23 protein-coding genes and 1 tRNA gene are annotated in these 17,556 nt (G+C 69.8%); 16 read left to right on the forward strand and 8 right to left on the reverse strand.

The annotated features are described in order from the left end of the window. Positions 1 to 2 precede the first annotated feature (2 nt). From ccmE to K8P63_RS09900, 6 genes are all read left to right on the forward strand, one after another. Positions 3 to 437, forward strand: a complete 435-nt coding sequence (ccmE, locus tag K8P63_RS09875) for a cytochrome c maturation protein CcmE (protein ID WP_223799623.1) — start codon at positions 3 to 5, stop codon at positions 435 to 437. Next, the gene (locus K8P63_RS09880) at positions 434 to 2,485 is read left to right on the forward strand and encodes a heme lyase CcmF/NrfE family subunit (RefSeq protein ID WP_223799624.1); all 2,052 of its coding nucleotides are present in this window, start codon (positions 434 to 436) and stop codon (positions 2,483 to 2,485) included. Before ccmE ends, K8P63_RS09880 begins: the two co-directional genes overlap by 4 nt. Further along, a complete protein-coding gene (locus K8P63_RS09885) occupies positions 2,482 to 3,012 on the forward strand; it encodes a redoxin family protein (RefSeq protein WP_223799625.1) in 531 nt (176 codons plus the stop codon). Before K8P63_RS09880 ends, K8P63_RS09885 begins: the two co-directional genes overlap by 4 nt. Beyond that, positions 3,009 to 3,419 carry a cytochrome c-type biogenesis protein gene (locus K8P63_RS09890; protein ID WP_223799626.1) on the forward strand — a complete coding sequence of 137 codons (411 nt, stop codon included), beginning with the start codon at positions 3,009 to 3,011 and terminating at the stop codon, positions 3,417 to 3,419. The genes K8P63_RS09885 and K8P63_RS09890 overlap by 4 nt, the downstream gene beginning before the upstream one ends. Beyond that, positions 3,416 to 4,039 (forward strand): tetratricopeptide repeat protein, encoded by a 624-nt coding sequence (locus K8P63_RS09895; RefSeq protein WP_223799627.1) that lies wholly within the window; start codon positions 3,416 to 3,418, stop codon positions 4,037 to 4,039. The genes K8P63_RS09890 and K8P63_RS09895 overlap by 4 nt, the downstream gene beginning before the upstream one ends. A gap of 103 nt (positions 4,040 to 4,142) precedes the next feature. Further along, on the forward strand, positions 4,143 to 4,907 hold the full coding sequence (locus K8P63_RS09900) for a Crp/Fnr family transcriptional regulator (RefSeq protein ID WP_223799628.1): 765 nt from the start codon (positions 4,143 to 4,145) through the stop codon (positions 4,905 to 4,907). A 10-nt stretch (positions 4,908 to 4,917) separates the two neighbouring features. On the opposite strand, the gene K8P63_RS09905 is transcribed toward K8P63_RS09900, so the two are convergent. Together K8P63_RS09905 and K8P63_RS09910 are read right to left on the reverse strand one after the other, a co-directional pair. Further along, entirely contained in the window at positions 4,918 to 5,625 is a 708-nt protein-coding gene (locus K8P63_RS09905) for an SDR family NAD(P)-dependent oxidoreductase (RefSeq protein ID WP_223799629.1), read from the reverse strand. Between the two features lie 14 nt (positions 5,626 to 5,639). Beyond that, positions 5,640 to 5,713: transfer RNA gene (locus K8P63_RS09910), tRNA-Gly, on the reverse strand. Position 5,714: 1 nt separating this feature from the next. On the opposite strand from K8P63_RS09910, the gene K8P63_RS09915 reads away from it, so the two are divergent. Beyond that, positions 5,715 to 6,035, forward strand: a complete 321-nt coding sequence (locus tag K8P63_RS09915; protein WP_223799630.1) for a hypothetical protein — start codon at positions 5,715 to 5,717, stop codon at positions 6,033 to 6,035. On the opposite strand, the gene K8P63_RS09920 is transcribed toward K8P63_RS09915, so the two are convergent. Then, entirely contained in the window at positions 6,015 to 6,848 is an 834-nt protein-coding gene (locus tag K8P63_RS09920; protein ID WP_223799631.1) for a methyltransferase domain-containing protein, read from the reverse strand. The two genes, K8P63_RS09915 and K8P63_RS09920, sit on opposite strands and share 21 nt — an antisense overlap. Positions 6,849 to 6,893: 45 nt before the next feature. On the opposite strand from K8P63_RS09920, the gene K8P63_RS09925 reads away from it, so the two are divergent. From K8P63_RS09925 to K8P63_RS09945, 5 genes are all read left to right on the forward strand, one after another. Continuing rightward, entirely contained in the window at positions 6,894 to 7,664 is a 771-nt protein-coding gene (locus tag K8P63_RS09925) for a ComF family protein (protein WP_223799632.1), read from the forward strand. A 44-nt stretch (positions 7,665 to 7,708) separates the two neighbouring features. Beyond that, positions 7,709 to 7,966, forward strand: coding sequence for a glutaredoxin 3 (grxC, locus tag K8P63_RS09930; RefSeq protein WP_223799633.1), 258 nt, complete (start codon positions 7,709 to 7,711; stop codon positions 7,964 to 7,966). Beyond that, positions 7,967 to 8,797 carry a carbon-nitrogen hydrolase family protein gene (locus tag K8P63_RS09935; protein ID WP_223799634.1) on the forward strand — a complete coding sequence of 277 codons (831 nt, stop codon included), beginning with the start codon at positions 7,967 to 7,969 and terminating at the stop codon, positions 8,795 to 8,797. Next, on the forward strand, positions 8,794 to 9,240 hold the full coding sequence (locus K8P63_RS09940) for a DUF1178 family protein (RefSeq protein WP_223799635.1): 447 nt from the start codon (positions 8,794 to 8,796) through the stop codon (positions 9,238 to 9,240). Before K8P63_RS09935 ends, K8P63_RS09940 begins: the two co-directional genes overlap by 4 nt. Before the next feature lie 246 nt (positions 9,241 to 9,486). Beyond that, the gene (locus tag K8P63_RS09945; protein WP_398288879.1) at positions 9,487 to 10,386 is read left to right on the forward strand and encodes a CsgG/HfaB family protein; all 900 of its coding nucleotides are present in this window, start codon (positions 9,487 to 9,489) and stop codon (positions 10,384 to 10,386) included. A 72-nt stretch (positions 10,387 to 10,458) separates the two neighbouring features. Here the strand turns inward: K8P63_RS09945 and mscL are convergent, their stop codons facing one another. The 3 genes from mscL to murI all read right to left on the reverse strand — a co-directional run bounded on the left by mscL (position 10,459) and on the right by murI (position 13,005). Continuing rightward, positions 10,459 to 10,899 carry a large conductance mechanosensitive channel protein MscL gene (gene mscL, locus K8P63_RS09950; RefSeq protein ID WP_223799636.1) on the reverse strand — a complete coding sequence of 147 codons (441 nt, stop codon included), beginning with the start codon at positions 10,897 to 10,899 and terminating at the stop codon, positions 10,459 to 10,461. Between the two features lie 15 nt (positions 10,900 to 10,914). Beyond that, complete coding sequence (hemA, locus tag K8P63_RS09955) at positions 10,915 to 12,129, reverse strand: 5-aminolevulinate synthase (protein ID WP_223799637.1); 1,215 nt, start codon at positions 12,127 to 12,129, stop codon at positions 10,915 to 10,917. A gap of 78 nt (positions 12,130 to 12,207) precedes the next feature. Next, the gene (murI, locus tag K8P63_RS09960; protein ID WP_223799638.1) at positions 12,208 to 13,005 is read right to left on the reverse strand and encodes a glutamate racemase; all 798 of its coding nucleotides are present in this window, start codon (positions 13,003 to 13,005) and stop codon (positions 12,208 to 12,210) included. Between the two features lie 167 nt (positions 13,006 to 13,172). Between murI and recR the strand changes: the two genes are divergently transcribed. The 3 genes from recR to def all read left to right on the forward strand — a co-directional run bounded on the left by recR (position 13,173) and on the right by def (position 14,783). Beyond that, positions 13,173 to 13,769 carry a recombination mediator RecR gene (recR, locus tag K8P63_RS09965; RefSeq protein ID WP_223799639.1) on the forward strand — a complete coding sequence of 199 codons (597 nt, stop codon included), beginning with the start codon at positions 13,173 to 13,175 and terminating at the stop codon, positions 13,767 to 13,769. Positions 13,770 to 13,779: 10 nt separating this feature from the next. Beyond that, entirely contained in the window at positions 13,780 to 14,160 is a 381-nt protein-coding gene (locus K8P63_RS09970; RefSeq protein ID WP_223799640.1) for a VOC family protein, read from the forward strand. 89 nt (positions 14,161 to 14,249) lie between these two features. Then, positions 14,250 to 14,783: a peptide deformylase gene (def, locus tag K8P63_RS09975; RefSeq protein WP_223799641.1), complete on the forward strand. Its 534-nt coding sequence runs from the start codon at positions 14,250 to 14,252 to the stop codon at positions 14,781 to 14,783. Between the two features lie 57 nt (positions 14,784 to 14,840). On the opposite strand, the gene K8P63_RS09980 is transcribed toward def, so the two are convergent. Then, on the reverse strand, positions 14,841 to 15,491 hold the full coding sequence (locus K8P63_RS09980) for a PEPxxWA-CTERM sorting domain-containing protein (protein ID WP_223799642.1): 651 nt from the start codon (positions 15,489 to 15,491) through the stop codon (positions 14,841 to 14,843). Positions 15,492 to 15,589: 98 nt separating this feature from the next. Beyond that, positions 15,590 to 15,979 carry a four-helix bundle copper-binding protein gene (locus K8P63_RS09985; protein ID WP_223799643.1) on the reverse strand — a complete coding sequence of 130 codons (390 nt, stop codon included), beginning with the start codon at positions 15,977 to 15,979 and terminating at the stop codon, positions 15,590 to 15,592. A 121-nt stretch (positions 15,980 to 16,100) separates the two neighbouring features. Between K8P63_RS09985 and K8P63_RS09990 the strand changes: the two genes are divergently transcribed. Beyond that, positions 16,101 to 17,522, forward strand: coding sequence for a DNA recombination protein RmuC (locus K8P63_RS09990; RefSeq protein ID WP_223799644.1), 1,422 nt, complete (start codon positions 16,101 to 16,103; stop codon positions 17,520 to 17,522). Positions 17,523 to 17,556 lie beyond the last annotated feature (34 nt).

The following is a 17,556-nucleotide window of genomic DNA, read 5'->3' on the forward strand; positions in this document are numbered from 1 at the left end:
GCATGAAGCCCAAGAATCAGCGCCTGACGCTGGCGCTGCTGGCCGTGGCGGCGATCGTCGGCGCCGGCTTGCTCGCCATGTCGGCGCTCAAGGAACAGGCGGCCTATTTCTATACACCGAGCGACGTGATGAAGGATCATGTCGCGCCCGGCGCCGCGGTGCGGCTGGGCGGAATGGTGACCAAGGGGTCGCTGCGCCGCGCCGCCGACGGGGTGACGATCGACTTCGTCGTCACCGACGGTGCTGCGAGCGTGCCGGTGCGCTTCTCCGGCATCGTGCCGGCCTTGTTCCGCGAAGGATCGGGCGTGGTCGCCGACGGACGCTTCCAATCGGGCGGGCTGTTCGTGGCCGACACGATCCTCGCCAAGCATGACGAGCGCTACATGCCGCCCGAGATCGCCGGCGCGATGCACAAGTCCGAAAGCCTGAAGAAGTGATCGCCGAAGCCGGCCTTGCCGCTCTGTGGCTGGGGGCGATGCTGTGCGCGCTGCAGCTGGTGCTGGCGGTGGCGGTGCTTGGGCCGTCATCCCGCAACTCACCGTCATCCAGCACATCCCCGTCATCCAAGCGCACGCTGGGATCTCCCGCGGCGGGCGCGGCGCTCTCCTCACGAGATCCCAGCGTGCGCTGGGATGACGAAGGGGTCGAGGAGGTGGGCCTCGCCCGGCTCGTGCAGCCGGTGGCGGTGGCGCAGGCGGTGCTGACCGCCCTGGCGTTCGCCGCATTGATCGCGCTGTTCGTGCGCGTCGACCTGTCGGTGCTTCTCGTCGCCGAGAACGACAATAGCGAGAAGCCGTTGCTCTACCGCTTCGCCGGCGCGTGGGGGAACCACGAAGGCTCGATGCTGATGTGGGTGACGATCCTCGGCCTCGCCGGTGCGGCGGTCGCGCTGCTGGAGCGCCGGCTCGTGCCGCGCATGCTGATCGCGACGCTGGGGGGGCAGGCGGCGATCGGGCTCGGCTTCTACGCTTTCCTGCTGTTCGCTTCGAACCCGTTCGCGCGGCTCGATCCGGCGCCGCCGGAGGGCAGGGGGCTGAACCCGCTGCTGCAGGATCCCGGCCTCGCCTTCCACCCGCCGACGCTCTACCTCGGCTATGTCGGGCTATCGGTCGCCTTCTCCTTCGCGATCGGCGCGCTCGTGACGCGCGAGGTCGGTCCCGCCTTCGCCCGCGCGATGCGGCCATGGGTGCTGGGGGCGTGGATCTTCCTGACGCTCGGCATCACGGCGGGCAGCTATTGGGCCTATTACGAGCTCGGCTGGGGCGGCTGGTGGTTCTGGGATCCGGTCGAGAATGCGTCGCTGATGCCGTGGCTCGCCGCGACCGCGTTGCTCCATTCGGTGACGGTGCTGGCGACGCGCGACGGCCTGCGCGCGTGGACGATCATGCTGGCGGTGGTCGCCTTCTCGATGAGCATGGTCGGCACCTTCCTCGTCCGCTCGGGCATCCTGACGAGCGTGCACGCCTTCGCGGTCGATCCGCGGCGCGGCAGCTTCCTGCTGGCGCTGCTGCTGATCTACATCGGCGGCGCGCTCGCCCTGTTCGCGCTGCGCGTCGGGACGGTGCGCGAGGGCAACCGCTTCGATGCGGTCAGCCGCGAGGGCGCGCTGGTGGTCAACAATCTGCTGCTGACGGCGGTGCTGGGGATCGTGCTCGTCGGCACGCTCTATCCGCTGATCGTCGAGGCGGTGTCGGGCACCAAGCTGTCGGTCGGGCCGCCTTATTTCAACGCCGCCGTCGGGCCGCTCGCCTTGCTATTGGTGATCGTGATGGGGGCGGGGCCGCTGATGCGCTGGCGGCGCGAGGATGTCGCGCCTTTGCTCCGCCGCCTCGCGCCCGCCGCCGCGTTGCTGGTGGCGGTGCTGGTCGCGCTGCGGCTGCTGGTGCCGTCGATCGGCCTGCTGCCGTTGCTCGGTCTTGCCGTGGCGGCGGGGACGGCGGTGGCGAGCGTCGCGCCGCTCTGGCGCCGCAACCTGCTGCGCACCCCGCTCTTCACCTGGGGCATGGTGGTCGCGCATCTCGGCATCGCCGTCGCGCTCGCCGGCATGGCGTGCGACAGTGCCTTCACCGTTGAACGGCTGGTCGCGGCATCGGTCGGCCAGACCGTGACGGTCGGCCCGTACAGCGTCCGCTTCGCTGGCGTCGACCCCAGCTTCGGCGAGAATTACGAGGCGATGGAGGCGACGCTCGAGGTGCGGCGCGGGCAGGGTGACCCGGCCTTCCTCCGCCCGCAGGCGCGTGCCTATTGGTCGCCGCCGACCGAGACGAGCGAGAGTGCGATCCGCACCGTGCTCGACGGGCAGCTCTACACCGTGCTCGGCAAGCAGGCCGATGACGGGCGCTGGCAGCTGCGTTTGTGGTGGAAGCCGTTCGTGACGCTGATCTGGTTCGGCGGCGCGCTGGTCGCGCTGGGCGGGGCGCTGGCCCTGGTCGGCCGCGTCGCCCGCGACGTCCGCGCGCGGCGGCGCGAGGCGGCGTTCGCATGAGCGGCCGCCCGATTCTGTGGGCGCCGCTGGTCGCCTTCATCCTGCTCGCGGCCTTCCTCACCTACGGCCTCGCCAAGCCCGACGACACCAACATCACCTCGAAGATGGTCGGCGCGGCGGTGCCCCCGTTCCGCCTGCCGCCCGCCACGCCGGGCATGCCGGGGCTCGCGAGCGCCGACCTCGCCGCCGGCAAGCCGCATCTCGTCAACATCTTTGCGAGCTGGTGCGTGCCGTGCGCAGCCGAGGCGCCGCAGTTGCGCGCCATTGCCGACGCGGGCGTGCCGATCGTCGGCATCGCCGTGCGCGACCGGCCGGAGGCGTTGGCCGATTTCCTGCACCGCTACGGCAACCCCTATGCGCGCATTGGCTCGGACAATGCCAGCCAGGTGCAGATGGCGCTCGGCTCGTCGGGCGTGCCCGAGACGTTCGTCGTCGACGGCCGCGGCATGATCCGCCGCCAGACGATCGGCCCGATCAACCCGCAGGACGTGGCCGACACCATCGCCGCGGTGCAGGCAGCACGATGAGGCGCGCGCTGATCCTCGCGCTGCTCGCGTTCGCCACGCCGGTGCTGGCCGACAGCAATATGCCCGCCGCGCCGCTGGCCGACGTCCAGCTTGCCGACGCGCGGCAGGAGGCGGCGGCGACGGCGCTGATGGAGACGATCCGCTGCCTCGTCTGCCAGGGCCAGTCGATCGCCGACAGCAATGCCGAGCTCGCCGGCGACATGCGCAGCCTGATCCGGCAGCGCATCGCGGCAGGCGAGCGCCCCGAGGCGATCCGTGCGTGGCTGGTGCGGCGTTATGGCGCGTGGGTGAGCTATAGCCCGGCGTTGACGCCGGTGACGTGGCCGCTGTGGATCGCGCCGCTGGCGTTCCTCGCCATCGGCGTGGCGGTGGCGCGCACCGGCCTGCGCAGGCGTCGCCGCCGATGACGTGGGCGCTCGTCTTCCTGCTCGCCGCCGGGACGCTCGCCGGCCTGCTGTTCGTCGCGCGGCCGGGGCGCGGCGGCCTCGAGCTGGTGGCAGCGGCGTTGCTGCTCGCGATGGCGGGCTATGCGTGGCAGGGCAGCCCCGCGCTGCCGGGGCGGCCGACGCCGCCGCGCGCGAACCATCCCACCTCCGACGTGCTGTTCGCGGCCGAGCGGCGGGCCTGGCTCGATCGGGTCGGGCCGGACGGACAGGCGCTCGACGCCGCCGACGGGCTGATCGGGCACGGCGATGCCGCCTATGCGATCGCCGTGCTGCGCGCCGGTCTGGCGCACGCGCCGCAGAACATGACCCTGTGGATCGGCCTCGGCAACGCGCTCGTCGCTTATGCCGACGGTTCGGTGACGCCGCCCGCGCGCTACGCCTTCGATCGTGCGGCCGCGATCGCGCCCCGTCACCCCGCGCCGGCCTATCTGCTCGGGCTCGAATATGCCCAGTCGGGTGATCTCGACGCGGCCGAGGCGCAGTGGCGCGCGCTGCTCGCGCGCTCGCCAGCCGACGCGCCGTGGCGGCCGCTGGTGGCGCAGAAGCTTGCCATCCTCGCCCGGATCAGGGCCGCCGGTTGATCCGCATACTTGACGCCGCGCGATCTTCCGCGAAGCTGCACGTCGCGGTGGCGTAGCGGGGGTAGACGATGAAAGATCCCGATTATTCAAGGCTTCGCGGCGGATGACCCCACCGCTTTATGTCCGCGCCGAGCAGACGGATGCCGAAGAACCGATCGACACGCTCGTCCGCGCGCTGGAGCGGCGCGACGACGTCTCGGCCCGCGAACGTGCCGCGCTGGCGGCGGCAGTGGGCGACGTCCGCGTTCATCCGCCCGGCGACGTCCTGATCCGCGCCGGGGCGCTCACCGAATCGAGCACGTTGCTGCTCGAGGGCATGCTCAGCCGGCAATTCTACCTTGGCGAAGACAAGCGCCAGATCGTCGCGGCGCACGTGGCCGGCGATTTCGTCGATCTGCACAGCCTGCTGCTCAAGCGGCTCGATCACGACGTGGTCGCGCTGAGCGACGTCAAGGTCGCTTTGTTTCCCCACGCCGCGCTGCGCCGCATCACCGAGAAGGAACCGCACCTCGCCCGCTTGCTGTGGCTGCTGACCGTGATCGACGCCGCGGTGCATCGCGAGTGGACCGGGCGGCTCGGCCATTCGGCGGCGGTGCGCGTGGCGCATCTGCTGTGCGAGCTGCAGATGCGGCTGACGATCGTCGGGGGCGGCAGCGACCAGGGCTTTCCGCTGGCGCTCACCCAGGCCGATATCGGCGACATGACCGGGCTGACCGGCATCCACGTCAACCGCACGCTGCGCAAGCTGCGCGAGAGCGGGCTGGTGATCGTCCGTGCCGGCTATGTCTCGGTGCCCGACGTCGCGCATCTGCGCGCCTTCGCCCGGTTCGACCCGACCTATCTCTACGCGGAGCGCATCCCGCGTTAGGTGCGCGTTCCTACCAGGGCACGGTCCGCCCGAAGCGATCCAGATAACGCAGCCCCGGCATCGCGCGTGCGGCAAGCAGCACGTCGACCACCTGCGGCACCGCCTCCTCCATGGTGTACGGCGCCTTGTCGCCGCCGAGATCGGTGCGGATCCAGCCCGGCGCCATCAGCACCATCGCGCGCTTCGGCGCGGCGTCGCGCGCGGCGAAGCTGCGCATGAACATGTTCAGCGCCGCCTTGCTGCCGCGATAGACCTCGCGCAGCCCGGTCTCGTTATTGGCGACGCTGCCCTGGCCCGACGACATCGCGCCGATCAGTCCGCCTGCGGGGACCAGCTGCTGCAGCGCCTCGATCACGCGCATCGGCCCGAGCGCGTTGGTCGTCATCACCCGCACGAACTCGTCGGTGGTGACGGTGCCGATCCGCACATGCTCGTCATGCGTGGTGGTGCCGGCATTGACGAACAGCATGTCGAACGACCGCCCGGACATACGATCGCGCAAGGCCGCGATCTGCTCGGGCATGTCGATATCGAGCGTCTCGATCGCCACCCGCGCTGGGTGCTGCTGGGCCAGATTGTGCAGCGGCGTTGGGGTGCTGCCCCGAACGGTGCCGGTCACATGCCAGCCGCGCGCGACGAACTCGGCCGCCATGGCATGGCCAAGCCCGCGCGACGCGCCGACGATGAGGATGGCTGGATCGGATGGAATGGAGGACAATGCGGCCTGCCTTATGGAGCGGGTGAAGGGAATCGAACCCTCGTCACTTGCTTGGGAAGCAAAAGCTCTACCATTGAGCTACACCCGCCTTGGCCCGCCGCGTAGCGGCTTTCGCGGCGGCGATCAACATGGGCAATGGCGCATGGTCTGCCCCCGATCCGCTTGCTTGTACGTTGCGCGTGATCGCAGAGGAGATGTCGATGCCGTTCGTGTCCTTCACCCGCCCCGACGATGCGCCGGTGGCGATCAACGTGCGCGAGATCCTGAAATTCTATCCCGTGCCGGCTGATGGCGCGCAGAAAGGGGCGCTCGCCATCGGCACGCGGATATCGTTCCGCAATGGCGAGCATCAGGACGTGAAGGAATATCAGGGCGAGGTGGAGCGCCGGCTAACCGAAGCGGGGGTTTGAGACGGTCCGCTTCTCCGGCGCGCGTGGGCCAGGTGCCCAGCCGGTCATGAACATCATCTCGAACCGTTCGCGCACCCGTCCATCGGCATCGGCGTTCGTCGCGAACGCTTCGGCCAAGGCGGCGAGACGGCGGCGGCCGAGCCATGGGGGTGCCTGTCCCGACAGCAGGTTCGTGCCGGCCATGCCGCGCAGATCGGCCATCAGCCGGAACGGATCGGGATAGCCCACGTCGAGCGTCTCGCTGTCCGCCACGGTCAGCACGAAGCCCGCGCGCAGCAGCAGGTCGCCCGCCGCGCGCACGTCGATCTGCGGATGGACGCGCTGCGGTACGCCGCCGCCCGCGCCGGCATCGGCCGCCAGCAAAGCCGCCTTGAACCGGGCGAGGCTGCCCGCGCCGGTGAAGGCGGCGAGGAACAGCCCGTCGGGCTTCAGCGCGCGGCGGCACTGGATCAGTGCGCCGGGCAGGTCGTTGACGCTGTCGAGCACGCCGGCCGAGACGATCAGGTCGAACGAGCCCTCCTCGAACGGCAGCCGATCCTCGTCGCACTGGACGCCGCCGATCGCCTCGGCGAAGCGCGCGCCGGCATCGCACGCGACGACGTCGAGCCCGCGCGCCTGCAACGCCCGCGTCAGCGCGCCGTCGGCGCAGCCGAGGTCGAGCGCGGTGGCGAACGGCCACGTGACGAGATCAAGCCGGTCGAGCAGCCCCTCGATCATCGCATCGCGCAGGAAGGCATGGTCGGCGAAGCGCGGCGCGGCGCGGTCGCGGCGCAGCCGGCGCAGGTGCCGGTCGAAGATTTCGGAGGTGGCCATCGCCGCCGGGCTTGTGCCCGCTCGCACCCGCAGGGACAAGGGGCGATGGCGCTCGCGCTCGCCCCAATCCTCCGGTTTGCCGCGCGGCCGCTGCGCGCGGCGATCGACTATGCGCTGCCGCCGCGCTGCGCCGGGTGCGGGGCGATCACCGATGCGGATCACGTCTTCTGCCTCGGCTGCTGGCAGTCGCTCGATTTCCTCGGCGGCCCCGCCTGCGGCCAGTGCGCCGAGCCGCTGGCGACAGCGTGGGGCGACGAGGCGCGGTGCGGCGCCTGCCTCGCCGATCCGCCACCGTTCGACCTGCTGCGTGCGGCGGTCGCCTATGGGCCGATCGCGCGGGCGCTCGCGCTCAAGCTCAAATATGGCCGGCGGCCGGGCGTCGCGGTGACGATGGCGCGCGCGATGCGGCGGCGCGCGGCGGATCTGATCGAGCCGGACACGCTGGTGGCGCCGGTGCCGCTCCATCGTCGCCGGCTATGGTCGCGCGGCTACAACCAGGCGGCCCTGATCGCGCGCGCCTTGGTGCGCGAAGGCGGGGGAGAGATCGCGCCCGATCTGCTGCGCCGCACCCGCGCGACCCCGCCGTTGCGCGGATTGGGCCGGTCGGCACGCGCGCGCACGGTGAGCGGCGCCTTCGCGCTGGACCCTGCCTGGCGCGCGCGGGTGAAGGGGCGGCGGGTCGTGCTGGTCGACGATGTCTATACCACCGGGGCGACGGTGAAGGCGTGCGCGCGCGTGCTGCGGCGGGCCGGCGCGGCGCATGTCGCCATCCTGTGCTGGGCGCGGGTAATGCGCGACGAAGAAGAGCCGCGTTGACAGGGGCATGCGCCGATCACAGATCAGACGCGAAGGAGCAGACCATGCCGACCGTCGAGATCTACACCAAGATGCTGTGCCCCTATTGCGTGCGCGCCAAGCGCCTGCTCGACGGCAAGGGTGTCGACTATGTCGAGCACGACATCAGTATGGGCGGACCTAAGCGTGCCGAGATGCTGGGCCGCGTTAACGGCCGCACCACCGTGCCGCAGATCTTCATCGGCGACACCCATGTCGGCGGATCGGACGATCTGGCGGCGTTGGAACGGGCGGGCAAGCTCGATCCGATGCTCGCCGCCTGAATGCGCGCCGCGATCCTCCAGGCCTGCACCGGCACTGATCCGCTGCTCGGCGCGCGCACGCTGGTCGAGGCGGTCGAGCGCGCGGCGGGCGAGGGCGCCGACATGCTGTTCACACCCGAGATGAGCAACCTGCTCGATCGCGATCGAGCGCGGGCGGCCGCGGCGATCGTGATCGAGGCGGAGGACGTCACGCTGGCGGCGGTGCGCGAGGCGGCGGCGCGCCACGGCCTGTGGGTCCATGTCGGCAGCCTCGCGCTCCGCGCCGACGGCGCCGGCGCGCCCTATGTCAATCGGGGTTTCGTGATCGACGCTGATGGCGCGATCCGCGCGCGCTACGACAAGATGCACCTGTTCGACGTCGATCTGCCGACGGGCGAAAGCTGGCGTGAATCGGCGAGCTATGTGCGCGGGTCGGGCGCGGTGGCGGTGGATACGCCGTGGGGGCGGCTGGGGCTCGCCATCTGCTACGATTTGCGTTTCCCCGATCTGTTTCGCGCGCTGAGCGATGCGGGCGCGACCATCCTCGCGCTGCCCGCCGCCTTCACCGTGCCGACCGGCCAGGCGCACTGGCACGTGCTGTTGCGCGCCCGCGCGATCGAGGCGGGGGCGTTCGTCGTCGCCGCGGCGCAGGGCGGACATCATGCCGATGGGCGCGAGACCTATGGCCATTCGCTCGCAGTCGATCCGTGGGGCGAGGTGCTGCTCGACATGGGCGATGCGCCCGGCGTGGCGGTGGTCGCGCTCGATCCGGCGCGTATCGATCAGGTCCGCACGCGGATTCCCGTCCTCGCGCATCGCCGCCCGATCGGCGCGGTCGAGATCACGTCATGATCGTGTTCGATCTCGCCTGCACGCAGGAGCATGTGTTCGAGGCGTGGTTCGGCTCGACCGCGGATTATGACAAGCAGCGCGAGCGCGGGCTCGTCTCGTGCCCGATCTGCGGCGATGCCGACGTGCGCAAGGCGGCGATGGCGCCCGCCGTCCCGGCCAAAAGCAATGCGCGGCCCGTACCGATGGCGAAGGGCGCGCCGGCCCCTGCCGAGATGAAGGCGATGCTGGCGGCGCTCGCGCGGGCGCAGGCCAAGGCGCTCGAGGGATCCGAGCATGTCGGCGGCCGCTTCGCCGAGGAAGCGCGCGCGATGCACGATGGCGAGACGCCCGAACGCGCGATCCACGGCCAGGCGACACTCGCCGAAGCCAAGGCGCTGGTGGAAGACGGCGTGCCGGTCGCGCCTTTGCCGCTGCCGATCGTCCCACCCGACGTGAGTCACTGATAACGCTGGATTATCGGCAAGATGATCCAAGTTGATCCGCGCGGCGATCAAAGTGACGCCTGGGTGATGACTTCGGGGTGATTGTCGATCATCCGGCTTGGCGGATCAGGCGGCGGCTGATACTCGATGCGCGGGGGCCGCATCGGTGCAAATAACGCCGAGGCGACGCGATTGGGGAGGGCGATCGTGAAGCATCATCTGTCTTTGCTCGTTATCGGCGCGTTATCGATCGCGCCCGAAGCATCCTTGTCGGCAGCGCAGCCCTCGGGCGCGCAGAAGGCGCAGGTCGCGGCTGAGAATGACGTGCCGCATTGTGCGCGTAAGCTGGGCACCGTCTCGGTGGCCGATGGCGACAACCCGTCGGGCTGGACGCAGTTCAGCCTCGCGCCGCCGTCGAAGCTGTTGAAGGTGCTGATCCAGCGGTCGGGCTGCTTCAATTTGGTCGATCGCGGCACCGGGCTGCATGCGGCCGAGCTTGAGCGCAATATCGGCGGCGGCCTCGGCCTGCAGCGCGGATCGAATGTCGGCGTCGGCCAGATCAAGGCGGCGGATTATGTGCTGGTGGCCGAGGTGCAGGCCGCCAACCGCAATGCCAGTGGCAGCGCGGTCGGCGGCGCGCTCGGCGGGCTGGTCGGCGGCCGCTTCGGCGCGCTGGCGGGCGGCGTCGGCAGCCGCAAGATGGAGGCCAACACCGTCCTCTCGCTCACCAACGTCCGCACGACCGAGACCGTGCAGACCGAGGAGGGCTATGCCGTCAAGAATAGCCTGTCGTTCGGTGCTGGCGGCGGCGCGGGCTTCTTCGGCGGCGGCATCGGCGCGGTCGGTGGCGGCTACGACAATACCGACATCGGCAAGATCGTGACGATGGCCTTCATCCAGGCCTATGCGAAGATGGTGACCGACCTCGGCCTGCTCCAGCCGGGCTCGACCGGCACGGCCGAGGCATCGCCGACCAAGACCTTCACCGCGACCGCGCCGGTGGCGATGCGCAAGACCGCCGCGGCGACCGGCGCCGTCCTGCGCACGTTGCCGCCGGGCGCGATCGTCTACCCGACCGGCAAGAAGGATGGCCTGTGGTGGGAGGTCGCCGACGAGAACGACAATGTCGGCTGGGTGCTCAACACGAAGCTCGCGCCGACGCAGTGAGGCGGGAAGCTAAGCCCGTCATGCCGGATCAAGTCCGGGATGACGGGCTCAGTGAGCGTCGTCGCGCGCGCCTCAGGCGCGTGGGCCGGCCTTCAGCTGATCACGGATCTCGCGGAGCAGCAGCACGTCCTCGGGCGTGACGGGTTCGGCCTTCGGCGCCTCCTGCTTCGGGACGGCGCGGTTCACGGCGCGGACCAGCAGGAAGATGATGAAGGCGACGATCAGGAAGTTGACGACCTGCGTCAGGAACTCGCCATAGCCGAACAAAGCCACGCCGGCCTTCTTGAGCGCGGCATAATCGTCGGGCGAGCCACTATAGCCTGCCGGGATCGCGCCGAGCCGGACGAAATAGCCCGAGAAATCGAGGCCGCCGAAGATCTTGCCGATGATCGGCATGATGATGTCTTCGGTCAGCGAAGTGACGATCTTGTTGAACGCCGCGCCGATGATGACCGCCACCGCCAGATCGAGGACATTGCCCCGCGCGATGAATGCCTTGAATTCGCTCAGCATCGGCGTCTCCTCCTGTTATGCCGCGCGCCGCATCTCCATGCGGCTCCAGATTTCGACCAGGGCGGCCACCAGCTCGCGCATCATCGGCTCGCTGTGGCTCGGGCCCGGCGTGAAGCGCAGCCGCTCGGTGCCACGCGGCACGGTCGGATAATTGATCGGCTGCACGTAGACGCCATATTCGGCGAGCAGGATATCGCTCGCGCGCTTCGCCTTGACCGGATCGCCGACCATCAGCGGCACGATATGCGTGGTCGACGGCATCACCGGCAATCCGGCATCGGCCATCAGCGCCTTGAGCATCGCCGCCGCCGCCTGCTGCCCCTCGCGCTCGACCGCCGACGCCTTGAGATGGCGCACGCTCGCCAGCGCGCCCGCGACCAGCACCGGCGAGAGCGAGGTGGTGAAGATGAAGCCCGGCGCATAGCTGCGGATCACGTCGATGATCGTGCGGTCGGCCGCGATATAGCCGCCCATCACGCCGAACGCCTTGCCGAGCGTGCCTTCGATGATGGTGATGCGATCGGCCGCGTCGTCACGATCGGAGATACCGCCGCCGCGCGGGCCGTACATGCCGACGGCGTGGACCTCGTCGCAATAGGTCAGCGCCTTGTACTTGTCGGCAAGGTCGCAGATGGCGTGGAGCGGCGCGACGTCGCCGTCCATCGAATAGACGCTCTCGAACGCGATCAGCTTGGGCGTGTCGATATCCTCGGCCGCCAGCAAGTCTTCCAGATGCTCGAGATCGTTGTGGCGGAAGATGCGCTTCTCGCAGCCCGAATTGCGGATGCCCGCGATCATCGAGGCATGGTTCAGCTCGTCCGAGAAGATCACGCAGCCCGGCAGCACCTTGGCCAGGGTCGACAGGGTCGCATCGTTCGAGACGTAGCCCGAGGTGAAGAGCAGCGCGCCTTCCTTGCCGTGGAGGTCGGCGAGTTCCGCCTCCAGATCGACGTGATAATGCGTGTTGCCGCCGATGTTGCGCGTTCCGCCCGAGCCCGCGCCGACATCGTGCAGCGCCTCTTCCATCGCGGTGATCACCTTGGGGTTCTGCCCCATCGCCAGATAATCGTTCGAGCACCACACCGTGATCGGCTTCGGCCCGTTATGCCCGGCGAAGCAGCGCGCGTTCGGGAACATGCCCTTGTTGCGCAGGATATCGATGAAGACCCGGTAGCGACCCTCGGCATGGACCCGATCGATCGCGGCGGTGAACACACGGTTGTAATCCAAGAGCCCCGAACCTCGGCTTCGAACAATGCGGTTTCTTAGCCAAGCCCGGCGGCAAAGGCCAGTGGCAAGCATCGCACGTCAGAGCCACTCGATCTGCGGCAGCCCGCGTGCGGCAAGCGCATCGCGCAGCGCCGGGGGTGGATCGAACGGCGCGGTGAAGACGGCGCGGCCGGGCGGGGACTCGGCCGGCCAGTCCTGCCCCTCGGTCAGGTAGGCGATGCGTCGAGCGATGCCGGCGGCGCCGTCGACGAAGGCGAGCGGGCGCGGGCTCACCGCGGCCAGCCGGTCCGCCACCAACGGGAAATGGGTGCAGGCGAGCACGACCGTGTCGATCCGCTCGCCGCCCGGCTGGCCGAGCAGGCCGTCCAGCACGTCGGAATAGGCGCGGTCGGGCGTCGGCTGTCCGCGCAGGCGCGCCTCGGCCAGCTCGACCAATGCCGCCGAACCGTGGCGGACGACGAGGCAGTCGCTGGCGAAGCGCGCCGACAGATCGTCGACATAGGGCTGGCGTACGGTCGCGTCGGTGCCGAGCACGCCGATGGCGCGGGTGACCGATCGTTCGGCGGCGGGCTTGATCGCCGGCACCGTCCCCACGATCGGCAGGTCGAGCGCCGCGCGCACCGCCGCCAGTGCGATGGTCGAGGCGGTGTTGCACGCGATCGTGACGAGGCGGGGGCGATAGCGCTCGACCAGCCGGCCGAGCAAAGCCGGCACGCGCGCGGCGATCTCGGCCTCGCTCTTCGTGCCATAGGGGAAGCCGCCATTGTCGGCGACGTAGACGATCGATGCCTGCGGCAGCCGCTGCCGCACCTCCGCCAGCACCGAGAGGCCGCCGACGCCGGAATCGAACAGCAGCAGCGGGCGGGCGTCGGGCATCGCCGTCGCGATAGAGCGTGCCGCCCTGACCCGCAACGCACCGTCACCCCGGACTCGTTCCGGGGGCCACGGAGCGTCCGGGCCGCCGCCTCCGGCTCCTGCCGGCCGGTGGACCCCGGAACGAGTCCGGGGTGACGCGCGTGCGCAGCACCCCTATCTGACATGCAATGGCTTCTCCCGAAATCGATGCGCTGACGCAGGCGCTCGCCCGCCTTCCCGGTCTCGGCCCGCGTTCGGCGCGGCGCGCGGTGCTGCACCTCCTCAAGAAGCGCGAGGCGGCGCTCGGTCCGCTGCTGCGCGCGCTGGAGGCGGTGAGCGAGCGGCTGGCGACCTGCTCGACCTGCGGCAATGTCGACACGTGCGATCCGTGCGCGATCTGCGCCGATGCGCGCCGCGACCAACGGATGCTGTGCGTGGTGGAAGAGGTGGCCGACCTGTGGGCGCTGGATCGCACCCGGCTGTTCCCCGGCCGCTTCCACGTGCTCGGGGGGCGGCTCGCGGCACTCGAAGGCGTGCGGCCGGAGGATCTGACGATCGATGCGCTGGTCGGCCGGATCGAGCGTGGCGGGATCGACGAGGTCGTGCTGGCGATGAATGCCACGTTGGAGGGCCAGACCACCGCCCATTACATCGCCGAGCGGATCGAGCGCTTCCCGGTGCGCGTGACGCAGCTTGCCCACGGCCTTCCCGTCGGCGGCGAACTGGATTATCTCGACGAGGGCACGTTGGCGCAGGCGTTGCGCGCGCGGCGGCCGGTCGGCTGAGGGGGCTAACATGGGCGTGAACGGCATCGGCGGCTTCTTCTTCCGTGCGCGCGATCCGGAGGCGCTGGCGCGCTGGTATGCCGAGCATCTCGGCGTCGGCGCGGGCGAGTATGGCCGCTGGGCGACCGAGGCGGGATCGTCGGTCTTCGCGCCGTTCAAGGCCGATACCGATTATTTCCCCGCCGACCGCCAGTGGATGCTGAACCTGCGCGTCGACGATCTCGACGGCCTGTTGGAGCGGCTGCGCGCGGCGGACATCGAGATCGTCACCAATCCGGATTGGGACATGCCGGGGGTAGGGCGCTTCGCCCGTATCCACGATCCCGAGGGCAACCCGCTCGAATTGTGGGAGCCCGATCCCGAGGACGAGGATGATGCCGACGCGGTGTGAGCGCATGCGGACGGCAGGCCGGTCCGCTCGATCTTTGTCATCGACGCACTCCGCTTGAAGCGGCGGGCCGCGGCGATTAAATCGGCGCGATGGCCATTCTTTCGATCATCGAGGCGCCGGATCCCCGGCTGCGTGTGAAGTCCACTCCCGTCGAGACGGTGGATGACGCTCTGCGCACGCTGATCGCCGACATGTTCGAGACGATGTACGATGCGCCCGGCATCGGCCTCGCCGCGATCCAGGTGGGCGTGCCGAAGCGGCTGCTGGTGATCGACTTGCAGGATATCGAGGGGCCGGACGGCCAGCCGGTGCGCAACCCGCGCGTGTTCATCAACCCCGAATTGTACGAGCCGTCGACCGAATTGTCGGTCTATAATGAGGGCTGCCTGTCGGTGCCCGAGCAGTTTGCCGAGGTTGAGCGGCCGGCGACCACGCACGCCCGCTGGCTGGACGAGCAGGGCGTCGCGCATGACGAGCCGATCGACGGCATGCTCGCCACCTGCCTGCAGCACGAGATGGACCATCTCGAAGGCATCCTCTTCATCGATCATCTGTCGCGGCTGAAGCGCGAGATGGTGCTGAAGAAGCTCGAGAAAGCGCGCCGGGCCCGCAACGCGGCCTGAGCGTCGGTAAGCGATACGGACGCCGCCGGGAGCATCGCCCCCGGCGGCGTTTGCTTATCAGGCGAAGCGGACGGTGACGCGACGGCGGCGCAGCGCCACGCCGGCGAGGCCAAAGCCGGCGATCATCAGCGCCCAGCTCGACGGCTCGGGCACGGCGGCAACGGCATTGCCCTCGACGAAGACGCGCACGCCGCTATCATCGAACAGATCCCAGCCGTCCGAGAAGAAGGAGCGGACGAGCGTGCCGTCGCCGGTCGGCGTGTTGAGATCGCCGAGGCCGGCATAGCCGGTCGCGCCGAACTGATTGGAGCCGAACACCACCGCATAGGTGCCGGCGTCGAGCGTCAGCGCGAGGTCGGCCGCCTGATCGTGCGTGCCGCCGGTCACTTCGAAGAGCGTCGAGCCGAGCGCGGTGGCGGCGAGGTTCTGCGACGAGCCGGCCGGCAGGCCGGTGGTCGGATCGACCGAGACGATCGCGCCGAAGATCGTGCCCGACGGATAGCCGCCGAACTGCGCGCCGATCGCGGTCACGTCGGTGCGGTCGGCCAGCGTGAACACCGCGCCGATGATGTCGGTGCCGTCCGGGAACAGGATATATTCGCCGGTGTCGTCGCCGGTGTAGCTGGCGCTTTCGTAGACGGTCGCGGCGGAGGCGGGCAGCGCGGCGAGTGCGAGGCCGGCCGCGGCGGCGAGGCGAATGGACAGCATGGGTAAGCTCCACGATGGTTGAACCGCCGTTGGAGCTAGAAGCCGCGCAAGTCATTGCGATGACAATTGTTAACGAAAATTAACGTTGGTGTTCGGTATCAGCCGAGCCCGGCGAGCGCCTCGCGGCAATCGTCGGCGCACGTGCGGCAGGCGGCGGCGCAGAGCCGGCAGTGGCGGTGATCATGCTTCTCGCATTCCGCGGCGCAGGCGTCGCACGCCTCGATGCAGGCGCGCAGGATGGTCGCCAACACCGCGCGATTGTCGCCGGTCTGGCGCGTGGCGAGGCGGGCCGCGGCGGTGCAGACGTCGGCGCAGTCGAGACACATGCGGATGCACTGGCGCATGTCCATCGGCTCGGCGAGGCAGGCGTCGGCGCAGGCGGTACAGGTGACGGCGCAGTCGGTCGCGCTGCGAATGGCTTCGGCCAGCGGCTCGTTGATATGGCCGTTCGCGTCCGGGTGGGCGGCGATCATCTTGCGGATCGGCATGGCATCCTCCTTTATCGTTTCCGACGGAACGGGGCGCGGGCCGCGCGGTTCCCGCGCGATCCGGCCTTGAGCTTATGCGCTTCGCGTGTTATGTTCCTGTTTCGTTCAGGCGGGAGGTGACATGGCGGCGGGCATGGCAGTGGCGATGGCACTGGTGGCGGCGATCGTCGGCCTGATCGTGGGCTGGATCCTCGGCGGCCGACCGGCGGCGCTGCTGCGCGGCGAACGCGACCGGCTGGACGAACGCTCGCGCGCAGCAGAGACGGCGTGCGCGGCGGCGCAGGCGGGGGCGGCGCGGGCCGATCTGCTGACGCGGACGCTGGAGGCGGTGACGCGCGAGCGCGACGAGGCGCAGGCCGCCTTGCGCGAATTTACCGGCCGGCAAGAGGAGCGCGAACGCCATTTCACCGCCCGCCAGCGCGAGCTGGTCGAGCAGAAGGAAGCGCTGTCGGCGCAGTTCAGCGAGATTGGCGGCAAATTGCTGGCCGATGCGCAGCGCCAGTTCCTCGAGCGCGCCGACCAGCGCTTCACCGAATCGGAGCGGCTGTCGGGCGAGCGGCTCGGTGCCCTGCTGCAGCCGGTCGACGAGCGGTTGAAGCGCTACGAGGAAGGCGTGGCGAAGGTCGAGGCCGAGCGCCGCGATTCGTTCGGCGCGCTGACCGGGCTCATCCAGTCGATGCGCGAGGGGCAGGAGCGCGTTTCGGGCGAGGCTGCCAAGCTGGTCAACGCCCTGCGCAACGCGCCCAAGGCGCGCGGCCGCTGGGGCGAGCAGCAGCTCCGCAACGTGCTGGAGACGTGTGGCCTGTCCGATCATGCCGATTTCCGGACCGAGGTGTCGGTCGAGGGCGACGAGGGGCGGCTGCGGCCCGACGTGGTGGTGCGCGTACCCGGCGGGCGCACTTTGGTGATCGACGCGAAGGTGTCGCTCAACGCCTATCAGGATGCGTTCGGCGCCATCGACGAAGGCGAGCGCGCGGTGCATCTGGCGGCGCATGCCGCGGCGATGCGCGCGCACGTCAACACGCTGGGCGGCAAGGCCTATCAGGCGCGCTTCGCCGACAGCGCCGATTATGTCGTGATGTTCGTGCCGGGCGAGCATTTCCTCGCCGCCGCGCTGGAGCAGGATCCGACGCTGTGGGATTTCGCATTCGACAAGCGCGTGCTGCTGGCGACGCCGACCAACCTGATCGCGATCGCGCGGACGGTCGCCGCGGTATGGCGGCAGGAGAAGCTCGCCAAGGAAGCCGCGCAGATCGGCGCGCTGGGCAAGGAATTGTACGAGCGGCTGTCGACCGCGGCCGAGCGGATGCGCCGCGTGGGCGGGGGGCTGACGACAGCGGTCAACAGCTACAATGCGTTCGTGAGCAGTTTCGAGAGCCGTGCGCTCGTTACCGCGCGCAAGTTCCGCGACCTCAATATCGAGGCTGGCGGCCGCGAGATCGAGGAAGTGGCGCCGGTCGAAGCACTTGCGCGCTACCACGACACGCCCGCGCTGCCGGTGGACGAAGCAGGCGAACCGTTGCTGTCGCAGGCCGCCGAATAGCCGACCGCGAGGATCGGCCGCCGCGCGGCGGCGA

It is taken from the genome of Sphingomonas nostoxanthinifaciens (assembly GCF_019930585.1).
GTDB lineage: Bacteria > Pseudomonadota > Alphaproteobacteria > Sphingomonadales > Sphingomonadaceae > Sphingomonas_I > Sphingomonas_I nostoxanthinifaciens.